The sequence below is a fragment of the Longibacter sp. genome (genome assembly GCF_051155795.1).
In the GTDB taxonomy this organism is placed as follows: domain Bacteria; phylum Bacteroidota; class Rhodothermia; order Rhodothermales; family Salinibacteraceae; genus Longibacter.
Window position 1 is genome coordinate 26,368 of the sequence record NZ_DAXETW010000069.1, and the last position, 17,259, is coordinate 43,626.

Genomic DNA, 17,259 nt, shown 5'->3' on the forward strand with positions numbered 1-17,259 from the left:
GACGTCGGTGCCGGGAGCGTGAGGTCTGAGGGCACGAGAAACCGGCAGAGGGGGGGTGACCGGTTCACAGTTTCATCATGAAGCAAACTGGCAGATCCAGTCGCAGTTTCTCCGGTGGGTTGTCGGCTCCTTTCTCCCGGGCCCTCGGACCTGCCACCAGTTACGCTCGGTCTTGCGTTGTGGTGGGCAAGACGACGGTGAACGTGGTGCCAACGTTTTTTTCGCTATCTACGTCGATGCTTCCGCCCATAATTTCCACGAGACGGTGGACGATTGCCAGGCCCAGTCCGCTCCCCTCATAGCTGCGACGCATCCCGCCCGTCTCCTGCTTGAACGGCTCGAAGATGTGCGGCAGAAACGCTTTGTCGATGCCGACCCCGGTGTCTGTAACCGCTATGCGGACGGCATCGCGTTCCCCATTCACCTCGACGCGAGCGCTTCCCCCACGATGGGTGAACTTGATTGCGTTTCCGACCAGGTTCGTCAGGATGCGATGCAGCGCGCCCTCGTCCCATGTGGCGGAGGTCGGGGCGCTTTCCGAAATGTAAACCTGAAGGTCGATCCCGTGCGAGTCTGCCTGTGGGCGGAGGAGGTTGATCGTGTCACGGATCTCCTGGCGGATCCGGACCGGTTCGGCGTTCAGGTCGATCAGGCCGGCCTCAAGCTTGGATAGTTGAAGCACCGAGTCGAGCGTCCGCATGAGGCGCCGGCTTCCGTCGTAGATCAAGCCGGCGAAGCGCTGGTGCTCGGGCGCAACCTCGTCGCGGAGCACTTCCGCGAACCCGATGACGGACGTCAGCGGCGTCCGGATCTCGTGACTCATGTTTGCGAGCATAGCGGACTTCAGCCGGTCGGCCTCCTCCGCCTCCCGTTTTGCCCGCCGCAGCTCGCGCTGGCGCTGCACCCGCTCGCTGACGTCGCGCGAGGAGGATTGAATCCGCGTGAGCGTCCCGCCCTCGTCGTACGTTGCCTGAACGAGGGTCTCGAGCCAGACGTAGTGCCCGTCGGCATGTCGTACCCGATACGTGATCGGGCCCCGATTCGTCCCGTGCTCGAGGTCCTCGTAATGGGCAACGACTTCATCCAGGTCGTTTGGATGAATGATTTCGAACGCCGTGTACGCTCTGGCCTCTTCGGGCGTGCGACCGAGTACCTCATTGACCGACGGGCTGGCCCAGAGAGTGGCACCGTTCGCGTCGTGTAGCATCACGACGTCCTTCATGTTTTTTACGACCAGTCGGTACCGTTTTTCGCTCCGGCGAAGAGCCTCCTCGGCGGCTTTCCGATCCGTGATGTCCAGAGCGAAGGCCACGACGACGGGCTGGCCGAAGTAGGTGGCGCGCTGCAAGCGAACCTCCTTGGGGAAGACCGATCCGTCCGCTCGTTCTCCCCAGAACTCGAAGCGCTGCGGTTCGCCATCAAGGGCCCGCTGGAAGCACGTCTGCACGTGTGCGAGGTCGTTTTTGTCATCTGCGCTCACAAAGGCGGGCGTCTTTCCGATCATCTCCTCCCGCGAGTAGCCGTACATGTCGACCGCGCCGCGGCTGAGGTCGAGAAACTCGCCCTCGGCGTTTTGCACGTAAATCGCGTCGGTGGCGTGGTCGATCAGGTTGCGGTACGTCTCCTCGGACTGCTCCAGCCGGCGCTTACTGGTGTAGGCCTCGGTCACGTCGCGAACGATGCCGGCAAATCGCGGTTCGCCCCGGTCGTTGTGGACGGGCCGAAAGCTGGCTGATACCCATTGCGTCCGGCGGTCCGGGCGTCGGATGATGCGATAGTGCATGTCAAGGGGCACGTCGTCCCGGATGAGACGCTTGCAGGCTGCGCGGACGCGGTCGACGTCGTCCGGGTGGACATCGTCAAGGTACGCGTCGACGTCCTCGTAGAGGATCTCGCGCGGACGGCCCCAGACGTCTTCAAACGATGGGCTGGCATACAGCACTTCGTCGGCTGTCCGGAGCCAGAACACCTCGCGCATGCTCTCCGTCACCTGCCGGAACTGCTCGGTGCTTCGCTCCAGGGCCTCGCGGCGGCGATCTCGTTCGAGGGCGATGTGCAGGAGACGCGTTGCCAGGTCGACGCGCCGCCGGCGGAGGGGCAGGGTCCGACGGCATTCGGGCGTCAGCAGCACCAGCACGCCGAGCACGTCGGTGTCCGACTTCATGATCGGGACCGTCCAGGCCGTCGAGGCGTCCACCGCGTCGAAGCAGGGGTACCAGGCCCGGTCGATCGCCTCGCGTTTCGTGTCCTCGCCGAGGTCGTGATGAACGCGAGAGCGGGACTGAATGGCGCGCCGCGCGAGAGCACAGCCGTCGACCTCGAGTCCGTCCCGAAGCCCTTGCGTCGTCGCCGAACCGAGCGATGGGCTGGCGGTGTGCCTCAGGGTGCCGGTGTCTCCGTCGTACTGTAGGATGACGGCGGTCAGTGGGACCGGTCTGCTCTCGACAAAACGAATAATGCCGGCGGCGATCGATGAAAGCGGTGCCCCCTGGGCGATGGACTCCAGGATGTGCAGGTGTTGGTCCAGGGGCAGCCGGTCGTTCCCCCCATCGGACGCAGATCCGGCAGGCAATGAGGGGTTGTCTGTTGTGCGCCGGATGGTGAGGACGACGGATTCGCCGTTGGGACGGGCTGAAACCGATACGGTGCGTGCGCTGGTCGGAGCCTGTGCGGCCGGTAGAGCCATCGGGACCAACCGTCCGGTTACGGAGACCTCCTCGCTTCGATCGACGACCCGCTGCACGAGGCAGCGGAGTGATGTCGGGGAAGGGCCATGTTGCCCATCTGCGTGCGAGGCCGTCCGGGCCCCACCTCTCGGTGAGGACAGGGCGGGGGCGCCGGTTGGCGGGGGACCGCTCGAGGAGGGGGCGGGATGGATCGTTGCGTCGAGAAGGGCCGCCGCGCGGTCCGGGTCCGCGACCTGGTCCGCCGACGCACCGAAGAGGCGTCGCGCCGCCGCGTTGACCGACCGGACCAACCCGTCCTCATCTACGAGGATGATTCCGCAAGCAATAGCGTCGGCGATGGCGGCGAAGTCGGTCATGGGCTGAGAGACACCGGCACGTCGCGGGGATCAGGAAGGAGGGAGCGGTGCGGTGGTGAGAGCGCACGGCGATACCGCTCGGGACCGCGCTTCTGCCGATGTCCTCCTGCGGCTTTCAGTCAACTACCGTATGATTTGATATTATTGTTGGGTGCAAATATGGTGCCGGTTGGGGAGGCCACGGCGGCCGGTGGCGGTCCGAGGCTTCGGAAGCGGCGGTGGGAAGACGCGGACATCCGCGGTAGATCCGATGGGGCCCGTTCGCTCAACTTGCAACCGCAAAACAACCGTACGAAAAATGCGCGCGGCCCGGTTCGGTGGGAGCGAACGCGGGCCGCGCGTGGACTTCCGGTTCTGTGACCGAGGGATGATGGGGCGGCTACTCTACGCCGTTGGTTTCTTCACGGAGACGACCGCAGACAAGCATGCAGAGCGCCGAGAGCGTTGGATCGCTGATTTGATAGTAGACGTACAGCCCTTCTTTGCGGCGATCGAGGAGTCCTTCGCTGGCCATCAGTCCGAGGTGCTTGCTCACATTTGCCTGTCTGTGTCCTGTGGCCTCGACGAGCTCGCTAACCGTCTGCTCACCGTGGATCTGCATCTGATTCAGCAGCTCCAGGCGCACGGGCTCGCTCAATATTTTAAACCGCTGGGCCGCCCGCTCGATTTGCGTTTGCGGGACGAGTTCTTCGGTCATGGCATCGAGTTAGAGTGAACGGTAGGTGGGAAGGCGGAGAGAGAAGGAATACGTACCATACGATGAAAGCCCGTACACGTTGCGAGGTTTTCCATATTGAAAACGTACGGGACGAGTGGGATGCGCCGAGGGTACGTCGGTGTCTCGAAACGATGGCGTGAACCACCGTGAGGAGCAAGTATTTCGCCCCCGCTGTCGCTTATCATACGAACAGGTGCAATCGGGATGACGCCCCGTGCCATAGGTGCTCATCGACATTGCTCATAGAACCTGCACCTCGTCGGAGGATCTTCTCTGCCCGAGGACATTACAAACACCAGGTTGTGTTAACACGTAATCACGTATTCGGGTCCACCAGAGAATGTCCGAGTCCTCCTACAACATTGAGCGCGCGACGAACGGGCTGGTGCTTGCGCTCTTCCTCGTTTCGGCGCTGTTCCTCGGCGTGATGCTGTATTACGTCCTGGAGGACATCGACACGCGCCAGTCCGAGGCGGCGGAAGAGACGGCCGTCATGGTTGATCGACCGTCCTCCGACCGGCCGGACCCACCCGTGAATGGCCTGAATCGTCTTGCAGCGTGACGCCGCCTCAAGTTTCTCCGGACGCCGATCTGCCCACATCCCGCACGATCATGACGTACCTCCCGCTCTCGGCCATCCTGGCGCTTCTTATGACCGGAGCTGCCATCACGCTGACGATTCTGTTTCGAGCGTACCGGGCGGGCCTTTTCGACAACTTGAAGTCGGGGGCGTACGTGATCTTTGACGAGGACGAACCCGTCGGCCGGCCCCAGGATCAGCTGTTCTATCCCGACGAACATTCCGGTCCGTCCCGGGACGCCGCGTCCGAGTAGACGACGCAATAAAATCGCCACCCTGCGCCACTCACGTCTCGCCCGTTTATGCCTGCGTCCGACGCCGATCGCGAATCCGCCACGCCCGGGATGCCCCCGGGAACGACCTCGGAGACCCTGGAGGCCAACTGGCGCCGGACGGTCGACCACTCGACGCGGTGGCCTGTCATCGCGTTTGTCTCCAGTTCGGTCTTCTGGCTGCTGATCGGATCGGTGCTCGCGATCATAGCCAGCCTCAAGTTTAACATGCCGGACTGGCTTGTGCAGCAGGGCTGGCTGACGTTCGGCCGCGTTCGTCCCGCGCACCTCAACACGGTGATTTACGGGTGGATCTCGATGGCCGGCGTCGGGGTCGGGACCTGGCTCTGGGCCCGCCTGCTGAAGACCCGCCTGCGCGGCCGATGGATGATGATGGCGAGCATCGCGCTCTGGAACGTCGGCATGATCCTGGGCACGATCGGCATTCTGATCGGCCACTCCCGCGCCATCGAATGGGTGGAGATGCCGTACTACGCCTTCGCGTTCATCGTCCCGGCGATGCTTCTGGTCGTCGCCTCGTTTGTGCGCACGCTTCAGAAGCGGCGCGTAAAGCATTTATTCATCTCCGTATGGTACCTGGGCGCGTCCATGCTGTGGGGACCGTTCCTCGTCGTGGCCATCCTGCTTCCTATTTACTCCGGCGTACCGGAGGCCACCGCGAACTGGTGGTACGCCCATAACATCCTCGGCCTGTGGATCACGCCGGCTGGCCTGGCCGCAGCCTACTACTTCATTCCGAAGGTGATCGGGCGCCCCGTCTACAGCTATCACTTGTCGTACCTCGGCTTCTGGACGCTTGCCCTCTTCTATAACTGGGCCGGGGTGCATCACCTCGTCGGCGGGCCCGCACCGCAGTGGGTAGTGACGGTATCGATCGTGTTCAGCGTCATGATGATCGTGCCCGTGGTGGTCGTCGCCGTGAATCACCATATGACCGTAGTCGGGCATTTCAAAAAGCTGAAGTACAGCCCGACGCTTCGGTTTGTCGTCTTCGGTGCGATGAGCTACACGGCCGTCAGCCTGCAGGGATCGCTGCAATCGCTGCGCTCGTGGCAGGAGGTCACGCATTTCACGCACTACACGATCGCGCACTCGCACCTCGGGGTCTACGCCTTCGCGTCGATGATCATGTTCGGGGCGATGTACTACATCATGCCCCGCGTGACGAACTGGGAGTGGGAAAGTCCGCGGCTTATCAGCATCCACTTCTGGACGACTGGCCTCGGCGTCGGCGCCTACTTCACCGCCCTCACGATCGGCGGTGTCATCCAGGGCCTGCAGATGCTCGACCCGTCGATCGACTTTCTGACGATTGTGGGCGACACCAAACCGTGGCTCGTGGTCCGATCGGTGGCCGGCAGCCTCATGACGATCGGGCACTTCGTCTTCGCGTACCTGCTCTACCGGATCATCTCGAAGAGCGGCGAGCGTCGTGACGGCCCGGTCTACTTCCACCCGGCGCCCGCTGGTCTCTTCGGATCCAGCGCCGGCGACGGAAGCTCCCGGCAGGCCCCGTCGATGGACGCAGACTCGAAGGAATCGCAGGAGCGTCCCGGGCTCTAGTCAATGTCGAGTGGGGAATGCCGAGTGCCGAATTGCGGCTCTGGACGGCCCCCTCCCTCGTCATTCGAAATCCGAAATCCGTAATCCGAAATTCGTCTCTGCCATGACCCGTTCTCTCCTCATCTTTCTTGGCGCGTTCGCCGCGATCTCGATGAGCTTCACGGCGCTGGCGCTGCTGCCGGGCCTGCAGCTCTCGACGATCGAGCCCACGCCGGGGACGGACGACTATACGTTCGAAGAGCAGCGTGGACGCGAGATCTACATTCGCGACGGCTGCCTCTACTGCCACACGCAGCAGGTACGTCCGGACGGGTTCGGTGCCGACATCCAGCGCGGATGGGGCAGTCGGGGCTCGTTTCCGGGCGACTATGTATACGATGAGACGCATCAGCTCGGCACCATGCGGACAGGTCCGGACCTGCACGACATCGCCAGCCGACAGCCGAGCCGCGACTGGCATCTGGCTCACCTCTACCAGCCGCGATCCGTGAGCCCGGGCTCCGTGATGCCCGCCTACCCGTACATGTTCGAGGTGAAGTCGCGGAGCAACGTGCTGCCATCGGACGTCACGGTGCCGATCAGCCCCGAGTATGCCCCGCCCGAGGGCAAGGTCGTGGTGGCGAAAGACGAGGCGCTCTATCTCTACGACTACCTGATGACGCTCCGGCTGGAGCCGCTCGAAGAGAATCGCGGCGGCTGATCTCCAGAGCCGTTTCCGACCGGTGCCATTTCATGCTTATCCCGCTCGCTCATGCCTGACGATCCTGCAACATCTCCTGGGTCCGCCGACCGCCCCGCCGACGACGGCGCCTCCGCGCCGCAACGGGAGGAATCTTCGCCGGAACCGATCGATATGCTGGCGCCGCTCTTCCGGGAGCAGCCGCTTCCCCCGGAGGGCATGGAAGCGCCGCCGATGTGGCTGTGGATGGTGATTTTCGGGGTGATCCTCTTCAGTACCTTCTACCTGGGGAGCTACATTGGCGACTTCAGCCCGGATCCGTGGCTGCAGTCGTCCAAGCCGGTCGCCACGACCAGTGCTGTGCCGGAGGAGGTGGACGTCGACGGTGCGCAGATCTACAGCTCGCGCTGCGCGAACTGCCACCAGGCGAACGGTGAAGGCGTTAGCGGAGCCTTTCCCCCGCTGAACCGGGCCCGGTGGGTGACGGACAACAAGGGTCAGATCATCCGCATCCTCCTGCACGGGATGATCGGGGAGGTCGAGGTGCGCGGTAGCGTGTACAACGGCAACATGCCGGCGTGGGGGCAGCTCAGCGATGCACAGATCGCCGCCGTCATTACGCACGTCCGACAGAGCTGGGAAAACGACGCCTCGGAGGTCACCGCCGATGAGGTCAAGACCGTCCGCGATGCGACGGGCGGACGCGTGCAGCCGTGGACGGCGGAAGAGCTGGTGCAACCGGAAAACATGGAGATCGGCGCGGTGGCGAGCGACACGACAACAGCACTCCGCCTCATGCCGGGAACCAACCCGCGCCGGGCCCTGACCTACGCAACGCAAGCGGAGTCGCATCTGGCCGCCGCATCCGGGTTGTAGCCCCCACGCGATCGCCCGGAGCCGGGTGCTGGATTCTACGGCAGCGAGACACCATGTCAGACTACTGCGACCATTGCGGGCTGCCGGTCGGGGAGCATCCGGTATCGTCGGATGCCTCGGCGGGATCATACTGCTGCTACGGCTGCCGGATGCTGGATGAGGCCGAGGCCAGCGGGCACATGCTCGAAGACGAACGGCAGCAGGCGCTGCTGGTCCGGGTCTTCGCAGGTCTGCTGATGGCCGCGTTCGTGATGGTCCTCAGCCTCGCGATCAGCTCGGAGTACGGCTTGGGAGCCTTCCGGACGCTGCACCATGAGGTGGGCACCGCTCACTGGGTGCTCCTGCTCGTCGCCATTCCCGCTCTGCTGCTTCTCGGTCTTCCGGTCGCGCGCTCCGCCCTTGCCGATCTAAGGCGCGGGCGGCTTTCTCTGCACGTTCTGTTCGCGCTGGGAACCGGGAGCGCCGTCGCAGCCAGCGCCTTCAGTTACATCCGCGGCACGGGCCCGGTATACATCGAAACGGCCGTCATGCTGCTGGCGATTTACACGCTGGGCCGGTACCTGACGGCCCGCGCAAAGGGCCGGACGACAACCGTCCTGCGGCACCTGCTTGACGTGCCGGACGCCACGTACCGGCGGCTTCACCCCTCCGCGGGCCCCGTGGGTCCGGGCTCCATCGAGCCGGGGGACCACATCCGCGTCGCCACGGGCGACGTCATTCCGATCGACGGTGTGGTGGAAGACGGACGGGCCTACGTGGACGAAAGCAGCCTCACGGGCGAGGCGCGGCCGGCCGTGCGCGCGCCCGGGGCGTCCGTGTACGCCGGCACCGCCACGGTCGACGGCGCGCTGGTCGTGCGGGCGGTTGCGGTCGGGGAGGAGCGGCGACTCGCCAGGGTGGAGCAGATGATGCGTCGTGCCCTGGAGCGCCCACCCCGGATCCAGCAGATCACCGACCGGATCATGCGCGTGCTGATTCCGGGAGTCGTTATTCTCGCGCTTGCGACGTTTGCCGGGTGGTACGTTGCCGCAGGGTTCGAAAAAGCCCTTTACACCGCGCTCAGCGTGGTGCTCATCACCTGCCCGTGCGCTCTTGGCATCGCAATCCCGCTCACGCTCGTCGTCGGTCTCGGGGAAGGCGCGCGCGACGGCGTCCTCGTGCGAGACGGCGAGACGCTCATGGACCTCGCACGTGTCGACACGGTGGTGTTCGACAAGACCGGGACGCTTACGACCGTCGACTCACCGTCGGTGGAGGTCTACGCGGAATGCGCGGCGCCTGTGACCGGGACGAGGGCGTCAGCTATGACCGCGATGGATGGGTCGCCGTCCAAGGCGCGTGCAGCGTGGTCAGAAGACGCGATTCTGGCGCTTGCCTCCGGCCTGGAGGAAACGAGTCATCACCCGATTGGACGCGCCATCCGGGAGCGCGCGACGGACCTGCAGGCGGCAACCATCCATGACGCGGAAACCATTCCGGGCGGCGGGATCGTCGGGCGATGGCGCCACGAGTCCGGGGATGCCCTTCCGGTCGGAATCGGCAATGAGCGGGTCGTCGAGCGGCTCGCGGCTCGGGTCCCGCCGACCGTGAAGGAACGCTGGACGGAGGCGCTTAGCGATGGACGAACGCCGATGATGCTCGTTGTGGGGAATCGGGTGGTCGGGGTGATCATCGTCACGGAGCGGCTACGCGACGGAGCGTCGCAGACGCTGGACCGGCTGCGCCATCGAGGACTGCACATCGGTGTGCTAACAGGCGACCGCGAAGCGGCGGGTCGGCGACTTGAAGCGTCTCTGGAAACCGAGGTACAGGCCGGCGTCACCCCGGAAAACAAGGCCAGGTATGTCCGGCACCTTCAGGATGACGGTGCGGTCGTGGCGATGCTGGGCGACGGGATCAACGACGCTGCGGCGATTGCTGAGGCCGACGTCGGGATTGCCCGCACTGACGGCGCCGGCGTATCGATCGACGCGGCCGACATCGCGCTCTACCATCCGGACCTGCCGGTCTTTGCGGATTTGGTTGACCTCTCCCACCGAACGAGGGGCATCGTCCATCAGAACCTGGGTTGGACATTCGGCTACAACGCCGTCGGTCTGGGCCTGGCTGTGGCCGGACTACTGCATCCGATCGCGGCCGTTGTCATCATGGCGGGTAGCAGTGCCCTCGTCACGTGGAATGCATTCCGACTCAAAACGGCGTAGCCGCAGCACCGGAGCCGGCCATCGGCACCGACCGCCCGGCGCGGTGTTTTTCCTAAAAGGTGAGGCGCATCCGGGCGTTGAGCGTGCGGGGCGTGAGGCGTTTCGGCACGCGCGTCCAGTCGCCTTCCCACGAGTAGGTGACCGTGTTATCCATGTCGAACATGTTCAGCACCTCCAGGGTGAGATCGAGCTGGACGGGGGTGCGCCCGATCCCGTTCTTGACGACGGTGATTTCCTTTGTCGCGCCGATGTCTACGCGGCGGTAGGCGGTGATGCGTTCCGACATGCGGTCGCCGGGCTGCCGGGTCGGCTGCCCGTTCACATCCGGTCCCGGGACGGGCGGGGTGTAGGGAAGGCCGCTGCCGTATAGGGCGCGAAGGTGCAGCTTCCAGGTGTCGTCTCCCGGCACGTAGTCCTGAACGAACGCCGAAAACGTGTGGCGCTGATCCGTCGGGCGCGGGACGAGGCCCTGATTGAACGCATCTTGAAAGGCCGGCTTGAACCGCTCGCGCGCCATCATAAAGCTGTAGTTGAACCAGCTCTCCAGCCCGGGCACGAATTCGCCCCGGATCTGGGTGTCGAACCCGGCGACGTACCCTTCCGCGTCGTTTTCCCCGGAGTACTCGACCCGGATGTCGTCGATGCTGTAGCTGATGACGTTCGACAGGTCCTTGTAATAGGCCTCCGTGCGGACGTACAGGCGAAGCGAGGGGATGAAGTACTCGCCGCCGAGAACGAACTGCGACGACTGTTGCGACTTCAGGTCTCGGTTCAGCAGGTCGTCGATGACGCCGCCGGTGGGGACGGACGGAGAGGCCTCGGCCGAGCCGCGCAGTTCGCGATAGACGGGCTTCTGGTGGTACAGGCCCCACGAACCGGTGAGCGTAAGTTGCTCGTTCACCTTGAGCGTGGCGGACAGGCGCGGCGACACCGTCCACTCGTCGTTGAACGTATAGTAATCGGTTCGAACGCCGCCCGTGACCACGAGCTGGCCGTCGCGGGGGAGCACATCCACGGCATCCTGCACGTAGAATCCGGTCTGCATTTCGTTGAAGGAGGCCCGGTCGCTGAGGCTGTCGACCACGATCCGCCGGTAGTCGTCGCCTCGCCCGGTCTCGATGATCGTCTTCTCGTTGAGCCGGTCTGTGAAGTAGAGCGACCGGACGTGCCATCCCGCCTCGATGGCGTGGCGGGGAAGATTGTAGGTGTAGCGTCCCCGTCCGGTAAGCGTCTCCACGTCAACGCTGTTGTCGGCGAAGTTGGTGTGCTCCGAGTTGCTGAGGCGGCGATAGTTCTCCGGGTTGTTGGCGCCGGCCGTGGGATCCACCTCGTAGATGTCGGCGTCGCCGGTGATGTCAAAGTTCTCCGTCTCGGTCGTGCTGTAGTAGGCCAGCGCGTGCGTCACCTCCAGCCGGTCGGAGAGTGGCGAACGGAGCCTGGCGCCGCCGAAGCGGGTGGTGTACCCGTCCGTCCGGGCGCCGTCGAGGTCCGACCAGAGCGACCGGAACTGATTGTCGGCGACCGCCGGGTTGAGGCTGATGATGCCGAAGAAGGTCCGCCGCTCGCTGGGATTCAACTCAAACGTGTGGTCGGCATAGATGCCGAGCCCCTCCAGCTGATGGCCTCCGCCGAAGCGGTAGGTGGCCGCACCCTGCACGTCGCTGAAGCGCGGGTCGTACTCCCCCTTCAGGTCCTGCGTGCCGAAGAAGCGGCCCGGCTGGGCGTGCCGTGCACCGACCGTCCAGCTGAAGCGGTTTTCGAGTGTGGAGGAGCCTGCATGGATCGATGCGTCGAGCGTCGAAATCGACGCCGACCCCTGCAGGGGCTCGTTCTCGGGCGACTGATACTGCACGTCCAGTGCCGACGACAGCTTGCCGCCGTAGCGCGCGGGGAAACCGCCCGTGTAGAAGGTGATCGACTGCGCTAGGTCCGGGTTTAGCAGTCCGAGGCCTTCCTGCTCCCCCTGCCGCGGACGAAACGGCATGTAGACCTCGAAGCCGTTTAGAAAAATCAGGTTCTCATTGTATCCGCCGCCGCGCACGGAATACTGCTGGGATAGCTCGTTATTCGTGGCCACGCCCGGCACGACCTTGAGGGCGCGAAATCCGTCCTTGAACGGGGTCGGCATCGCCTGGACGTCCTCCGGATCGACGCTGTACACGCCCGCTTCCTCGGGGGCACGGTCTTCTTCCACCGTCACTCCGTCCATTTCTACCACGGACGTTGCGAGCGTGACATCAAGCTCGGTGGTGGCATCGCGCCGGATGACGACCGAGTCCGACCGGCTTTCGAATCCGACGGCCGAGAACCGCAGCGCATAACGCCCTTCCGGAAGCGTCATCCGGTAGTAACCGTCCTCGTTGGTCGCGGTGCCGTAGTTGGTTCCCTGGACAAGGACCGTGACGCCCGGCAGCGGCGCGTCGGTGGCGTCGCTGACCGTGCCCGCCACGAAGCCGTCGGTCTGGGCCGACGCACTGGAAGCGAGGAGAGAAAGAAGCAGTCCGGCCAGAAGGGTGACGACGGTCACCGGAGGCAGGCGATAGGACAAACGTGGCATTCCGTAGAGAAGCAGGTGCAGAACGGCGAGCGAAACCGCCGGGTCAGGTCCGGGCGGGCAGCTTCCAGCGCTACCGGAGCCGGGATCAGCCGGTCCCCGAGTAGACGGAGGTCAGTGGAGAAACGGAAGCAGTCGTATCGGTCGCGCAGATAGGCAGATGCTGTTGGAAGAAAGGCACGTCATCGTACGGGACCAGCCGGTGCCGGATCCAGCATAGCACCTGTCCTACACCGGAGCACCGGGCAATACACAGGTACCCGGCCGATGTCGGCTTAGAGAAGAAGAAAATTCGCGATGGCCAGCAGGACGAGCGCAATGGCGATCACGGTGTTGTAGATTCCGAGCAGGATCATGACCTTCACGAACGTTTTCCCCCATCCCTGCTCGTATACGTGGTGCATTGCGATGTAGAGATAGATAAAGGGAAACAGCGTGGTCCAGGCGCCGACCGCATGGAGCGTGTTCGAGTCGGTGATCAGCAGGCCCGTCGCCAGAGCGAAGACGAGGAAGGCGAGCGCGTGGAAGTGCAGCGCGAAAATCAGGTGCTGCACGTAGAGTTTGGCGCGCCGGGCATAGAGTAGCTTGAGGAGGAGCGCGAAGATCGGTAGCAGCAAGAACATCACGAACGGCGCGCGGTCGATCATGCCGCGCACGAACGAGTTGGGGTCTTCGATCGTGCGGGCGATGCGTTCACGAAGAAATGTTTGCGCCTCTGCGTTCTGCTGCGGGTCCTCGAAAATGTTAACGTCGATGTTTTCTGCGACCTTCTGAGCCATCATGGTGCGCCCTTGATCGGGGGCACGCGCAGCGTCGCCCGTGCTGCTTCGTGCCGTCTGCGTTGCCCGAGCGAGAGCCACCTGTGTCAGCGAGTCGATGGCAGCCCGGTCGGTTGCCGAGAGCGGGTTTCCCTGACCGAGGTTTTCGAGCCGGTCGAGGCTCCCGAGCCCTTCAAGGCTCTGGAGACTCTGAAGCACGGCGGTCGTATCCAGCCCCTGCGGCGACTCGGGCGTGTTGCCGTCGGTATTCGGCGCCGGGGCCGAAGGGTCTGCGCTCTGCCGTTCAAGGGCAGCACGGGCCAGGCTGTCGAGGGTCGCAGGGGACAAGTTGGCCGTGGCCGCCGCCGTGTCAGGGACGGCGGGAACGTCGGCCGTGGTGTCGATGGTGTCGACGGTAGCGAGGTCGGAGAAGGCGAGCAGCGTGAACAGAATAAAACTCGCCACCAGGTACAGCCGGAGCGGCCGCACGTATCGCACGCGCCGGCCGCGAACGTACTCCTTGGTGAGCCGTCCCGGTTTAAAGAAAAAGGTCGGCAGCGTCCGGAAGATGCGGAGGTCAAACTCGAACAGATCTTCGACCCACTCCTGCGTCATTTCGTGGAGTGGAACGATGCGCTCGGCGGCGCGCTGCCCGCACTGCGAGCAGTAGGGGCCGACCAGCGGGGCCCCGCAATTGGCGCAGGCGGACCGCGGCGGGGCGTCACCCATCGCCCTCAGGTCGTCGGCCGTCGTGGGCCCCGTCGTGCCCTGATCGGTGGGGTCGCTGACTCCGGCCGACGGTGCGATGTCCGAGGCATCCGACGCCGGCCTATCAGACGCCGACCCATCTGGTGGCTCATCCGGCGACGATTCGCCCGGCCCCGGCTCCTCTTGCGGAGACGCATCCGGCCGATCATCGATTGCTGGCGTTTCGGAAGCCGCCTTGTCCGGTGTCGGTCTCTCTGAGGCAGGTTGCTTTGCGCCATCCCTGACCGTCGGGTTGCGGGAGGCGGCATCCTCGGCACGTTCGGACCGATCGGAACCGTCCGCCGTGGAGGCGTCCGGCGGGTCGGTCGGCGATGTGGGAGGTGAACTCATGGAGCGAACGGCTGGAGACCGGGCGAACGGCAGTCAGAGCGGGTGCCCAGCGGCATGAATGCAGCCGGATTGGGCAGTCACGGACCGGTAACGTACAAAAAAGATTCGACGCCAGCACGTTTCGCGGTTGCTCTTCGGCGCATCCGTGTCTCGTTGTCGGCTCACGCCAGGATCAGGGTGCCGAACAGGTACACGACCAAGCCTGCGGCGAAGACGATGCCGTTTATTGCCAGCAGGAGACCGCCTTTCCACAGCGTCGTCCGGAATGGTTGATCGTATACTCGGCGGAGACTTCGGAAACCGTACCATAGCAGTGTCCCGACCGTGGTGAGCGCGGCAAGCGGGATCAGCACCTTTGCGGTCTGCGTCGCGTCGATCGCGCGGATAACGTACGTGACGCTCAGGTATGCGCTGGCGAGGATAAACAGGAAGGCGTGCAGGTGAAGCGCATGGATCACGTGTGCCGCATAGAAGCGGCCGCCAAACAGGAGGTGGAGGAGCCCGGCGAACGCAGGCAGCAGCATCGCAGCAAGAATCGACAGGCGCTCCTGAAAGACCCGGTTGACGCGTTCAGGGTTTTCCCCTGCTTTTGCAGCCCCATCGATGAAAACCGCCTCGACCGAGGCCGCGAGGGTTCCCCGTGCACGGACGGAATCCGCCTCAGCGCGCATTCTCTGGATCTCGTCTCCCGAAATAACGACGTTGACGGCCGGTTTGAGCATCGGCACGCCGCGCGAGTCGGTCAGGGTACGCCCGAGGCTCGTGACGAGCAGCACAAGGATGCCCGACACAACGAACAGCCGGAAGGGGCGAAGATAGGGCGCCCGCCGTCCCCCGAGATACGCCGCCGTGAGGGCGCCAGGGCGGGTCAGCAGGTGCTTGATCGTGCGGAAGAGCCGGCCGTCCACCGAGAACAGCTCGTCCAGAACGTCCGCCAGCAACTCGTGCAGGGGCCCGATCCGCTCGCCGTTCTCCTGACCGCACCGCGAACAGTACGGCCCACGCAGCGGCGACCCGCAGTTCATGCAGGACTGGTCAGCAGGCTCGGACATGAAGGGCTGAGGTGTTCGGGGGCTGAGGTTTTCGGGTGTTCCGCTACTGAGGCGTTCGGGTGCTAAGGTGTTCGATCCGCACCCGCTCGGCGAAAGGCTCCCCCCGAACTCTGAACCTTGACAACCTGTTTGGCGGACAGCCTTCGGCCATCCAACGGTACGGACCTCCCCACGGTCGGTCCTCGCGATGCTCGCGACACGAGGCCTTGTTGATCTCGCGCACCGTGTGCGAACAAAATAATCGTCAGGCCTATGAATAGGTTGAGACGGCTGCGCTTGCTTTTTTGCGATGCATCCGCCAAACAGGTTATGAACCCTGAACCTTGAACCAGACTCAGTACGCTTTTGCAAAGAGGACCCGGCCTTTCGACGGTTTGCCCGTGATCATGTCTTCGCCTTCTTCCTCCTCCTGATCGAGCGGGATGCAGCGGATCGTGGCCTTCGTCTCATCCTGAATGCGCTGTTCCGTTTCGGCGGTGCCGTCCCAGTGCGCGCGGATGAAGCCGCCCTTCTCTTCGAGGACCTCCTTGAACGTGTCATAGTCGTCCACCGTCGTCGTCATCTCCTCCTGGCGGGCGAGCGCGGTTTCATAGAGCGACGTCTGGATGTCGTCCAGCATCGTCTTGACCCGCTCCGCGATGCCTTCCTGCGGCACGATGTTCTTCTCCTTCGTATCGCGGCGGGCGACCTCCACGTTCTCGTTCTTGACGTCGCGCGGGCCGATGGCGAGGCGGACGGGGATGCCCTGCAGCTCGTACTCGGCGAATTTCCAGCCCGGCTTCTGATTGTCATCGGCATCGAGCTTCACACGGACGCCGGCGTCGGCCAGCTCCTGCTTGATCCGCTCGGCCTCCTTCAGCACCGTGGCGCGCTGATCGTCGTTGAAGTAGATCGGCACGATGACCGCCTGATCCCGCGCCAGCTTCGGCGGCAGCACGAGCCCCTGATCGTCCGAGTGCGTCATCACGAGTCCGCCGACGAGGCGCGTCGATACGCCCCAGGACGTGGCCCAGACGTGCTCGACCTCGTTGTCCTCGTTCGTGAACGTGGTGTCGAACGCTTTCGCGAAGTTCTGCCCGAGGAAGTGGCTCGTGCCCGCCTGCAGCGCCTTGCCGTCCTGCATCATCGCCTCGATACAGTAGGTGTCCACCGCGCCGGGGAAGCGCTCGCTCTCCGTCTTCCGCCCGCGAATGACCGGCATCGCCATGTACTCCTCCGCGAACGTCGCGTAGACGTCCAGCATGCGCTCGGCCTCCTCGATGGCCTCGTCCTCCGTCGCGTGCGCCGTGTGACCCTCCTGCCAGAGGAACTCGGCGGTGCGGAGGAAGAGGCGCGGCCGCATCTCCCAGCGGACGACGTTGGCCCACTGGTTATAGAGCAGCGGCAGGTCGCGGTACGACTGGATCCACTTCGAGTACGTGTCCCAGATGATCGTCTCCGAGGTCGGACGGACGATGTAGTTCTCGCCCAGCTTCGACTCCGGATCCGGGATAAGGTCGCCGTCCTCGTTCGTCGTCAGGCGCGAGTGCGTGACGACGGCGCACTCCTTCGCAAAGCCCTCCACGTGCTTGGCCTCACGGGCCATGAAGCGCTCCGGGATGAAGATCGGGAAATAGAGGTTCTCGTGGCCGGTGGCCTTGAACATCCCGTCGAGCGCCTCACGCATGTTCTCCCACAGCGCCATGCCGTTGGGACGAATGATCATGCATCCGCGGGCCGGCGAGTTTTCGGCCAGCTTCGCGTTGCGAACGACGTCGAGATACCACTGCGAATAGTCTTCTTCGCGGGGCGTAACTGCGTCTGCCATATGCGGCGGAAGGGTGAAACGATGGGAGCGAGGA

12 protein-coding genes are annotated in these 17,259 nt (G+C 64.3%); 6 read left to right on the forward strand and 6 right to left on the reverse strand.

Annotated elements, in window-relative coordinates:
* Positions 1-160: 160 nt before the first annotated feature.
* Together ACFCU0_RS07650 and ACFCU0_RS07655 are read right to left on the reverse strand one after the other, a co-directional pair.
* Positions 161-3,043 (reverse strand): PAS domain S-box protein, encoded by a 2,883-nt coding sequence (locus ACFCU0_RS07650; RefSeq protein WP_434973074.1) that lies wholly within the window; start codon positions 3,041-3,043, stop codon positions 161-163.
* A 379-nt stretch (positions 3,044-3,422) separates the two neighbouring features.
* On the reverse strand, positions 3,423-3,740 hold the full coding sequence (locus ACFCU0_RS07655) for an ArsR/SmtB family transcription factor (RefSeq protein WP_434973075.1): 318 nt from the start codon (positions 3,738-3,740) through the stop codon (positions 3,423-3,425).
* A 361-nt stretch (positions 3,741-4,101) separates the two neighbouring features.
* Between ACFCU0_RS07655 and ACFCU0_RS07660 the strand changes: the two genes are divergently transcribed.
* From ACFCU0_RS07660 to ACFCU0_RS07685, 6 genes are all read left to right on the forward strand, one after another.
* A complete protein-coding gene (locus ACFCU0_RS07660; protein WP_434973076.1) occupies positions 4,102-4,323 on the forward strand; it encodes a hypothetical protein in 222 nt (73 codons plus the stop codon).
* Positions 4,324-4,373: 50 nt separating this feature from the next.
* A complete protein-coding gene (locus tag ACFCU0_RS07665; RefSeq protein ID WP_434973077.1) occupies positions 4,374-4,595 on the forward strand; it encodes a hypothetical protein in 222 nt (73 codons plus the stop codon).
* 48 nt (positions 4,596-4,643) lie between these two features.
* Positions 4,644-6,197: a cbb3-type cytochrome c oxidase subunit I gene (locus ACFCU0_RS07670; protein ID WP_434973078.1), complete on the forward strand. Its 1,554-nt coding sequence runs from the start codon at positions 4,644-4,646 to the stop codon at positions 6,195-6,197.
* Positions 6,198-6,300: 103 nt separating this feature from the next.
* Positions 6,301-6,897: a cbb3-type cytochrome c oxidase subunit II gene (locus ACFCU0_RS07675; protein ID WP_434973079.1), complete on the forward strand. Its 597-nt coding sequence runs from the start codon at positions 6,301-6,303 to the stop codon at positions 6,895-6,897.
* A 51-nt stretch (positions 6,898-6,948) separates the two neighbouring features.
* Entirely contained in the window at positions 6,949-7,752 is an 804-nt protein-coding gene (locus ACFCU0_RS07680; protein ID WP_434973080.1) for a c-type cytochrome, read from the forward strand.
* Positions 7,753-7,805: 53 nt separating this feature from the next.
* A complete protein-coding gene (locus ACFCU0_RS07685; protein ID WP_434973081.1) occupies positions 7,806-9,956 on the forward strand; it encodes a heavy metal translocating P-type ATPase in 2,151 nt (716 codons plus the stop codon).
* Between the two features lie 52 nt (positions 9,957-10,008).
* Here ACFCU0_RS07685 and ACFCU0_RS07690 read toward each other — a convergent pair whose 3' ends face one another.
* The 4 genes from ACFCU0_RS07690 to proS form a co-directional block, all read right to left on the reverse strand.
* The gene (locus ACFCU0_RS07690) at positions 10,009-12,513 is read right to left on the reverse strand and encodes a TonB-dependent receptor (protein ID WP_434973082.1); all 2,505 of its coding nucleotides are present in this window, start codon (positions 12,511-12,513) and stop codon (positions 10,009-10,011) included.
* A 272-nt stretch (positions 12,514-12,785) separates the two neighbouring features.
* Complete coding sequence (locus ACFCU0_RS07695; protein WP_434973083.1) at positions 12,786-14,366, reverse strand: DUF3667 domain-containing protein; 1,581 nt, start codon at positions 14,364-14,366, stop codon at positions 12,786-12,788.
* Between the two features lie 161 nt (positions 14,367-14,527).
* Complete coding sequence (locus ACFCU0_RS07700) at positions 14,528-15,418, reverse strand: DUF3667 domain-containing protein (RefSeq protein WP_434973084.1); 891 nt, start codon at positions 15,416-15,418, stop codon at positions 14,528-14,530.
* 334 nt (positions 15,419-15,752) lie between these two features.
* A complete protein-coding gene (gene proS, locus ACFCU0_RS07705; RefSeq protein WP_434973085.1) occupies positions 15,753-17,225 on the reverse strand; it encodes a proline--tRNA ligase in 1,473 nt (490 codons plus the stop codon).
* Positions 17,226-17,259: the final 34 nt, after the last annotated feature.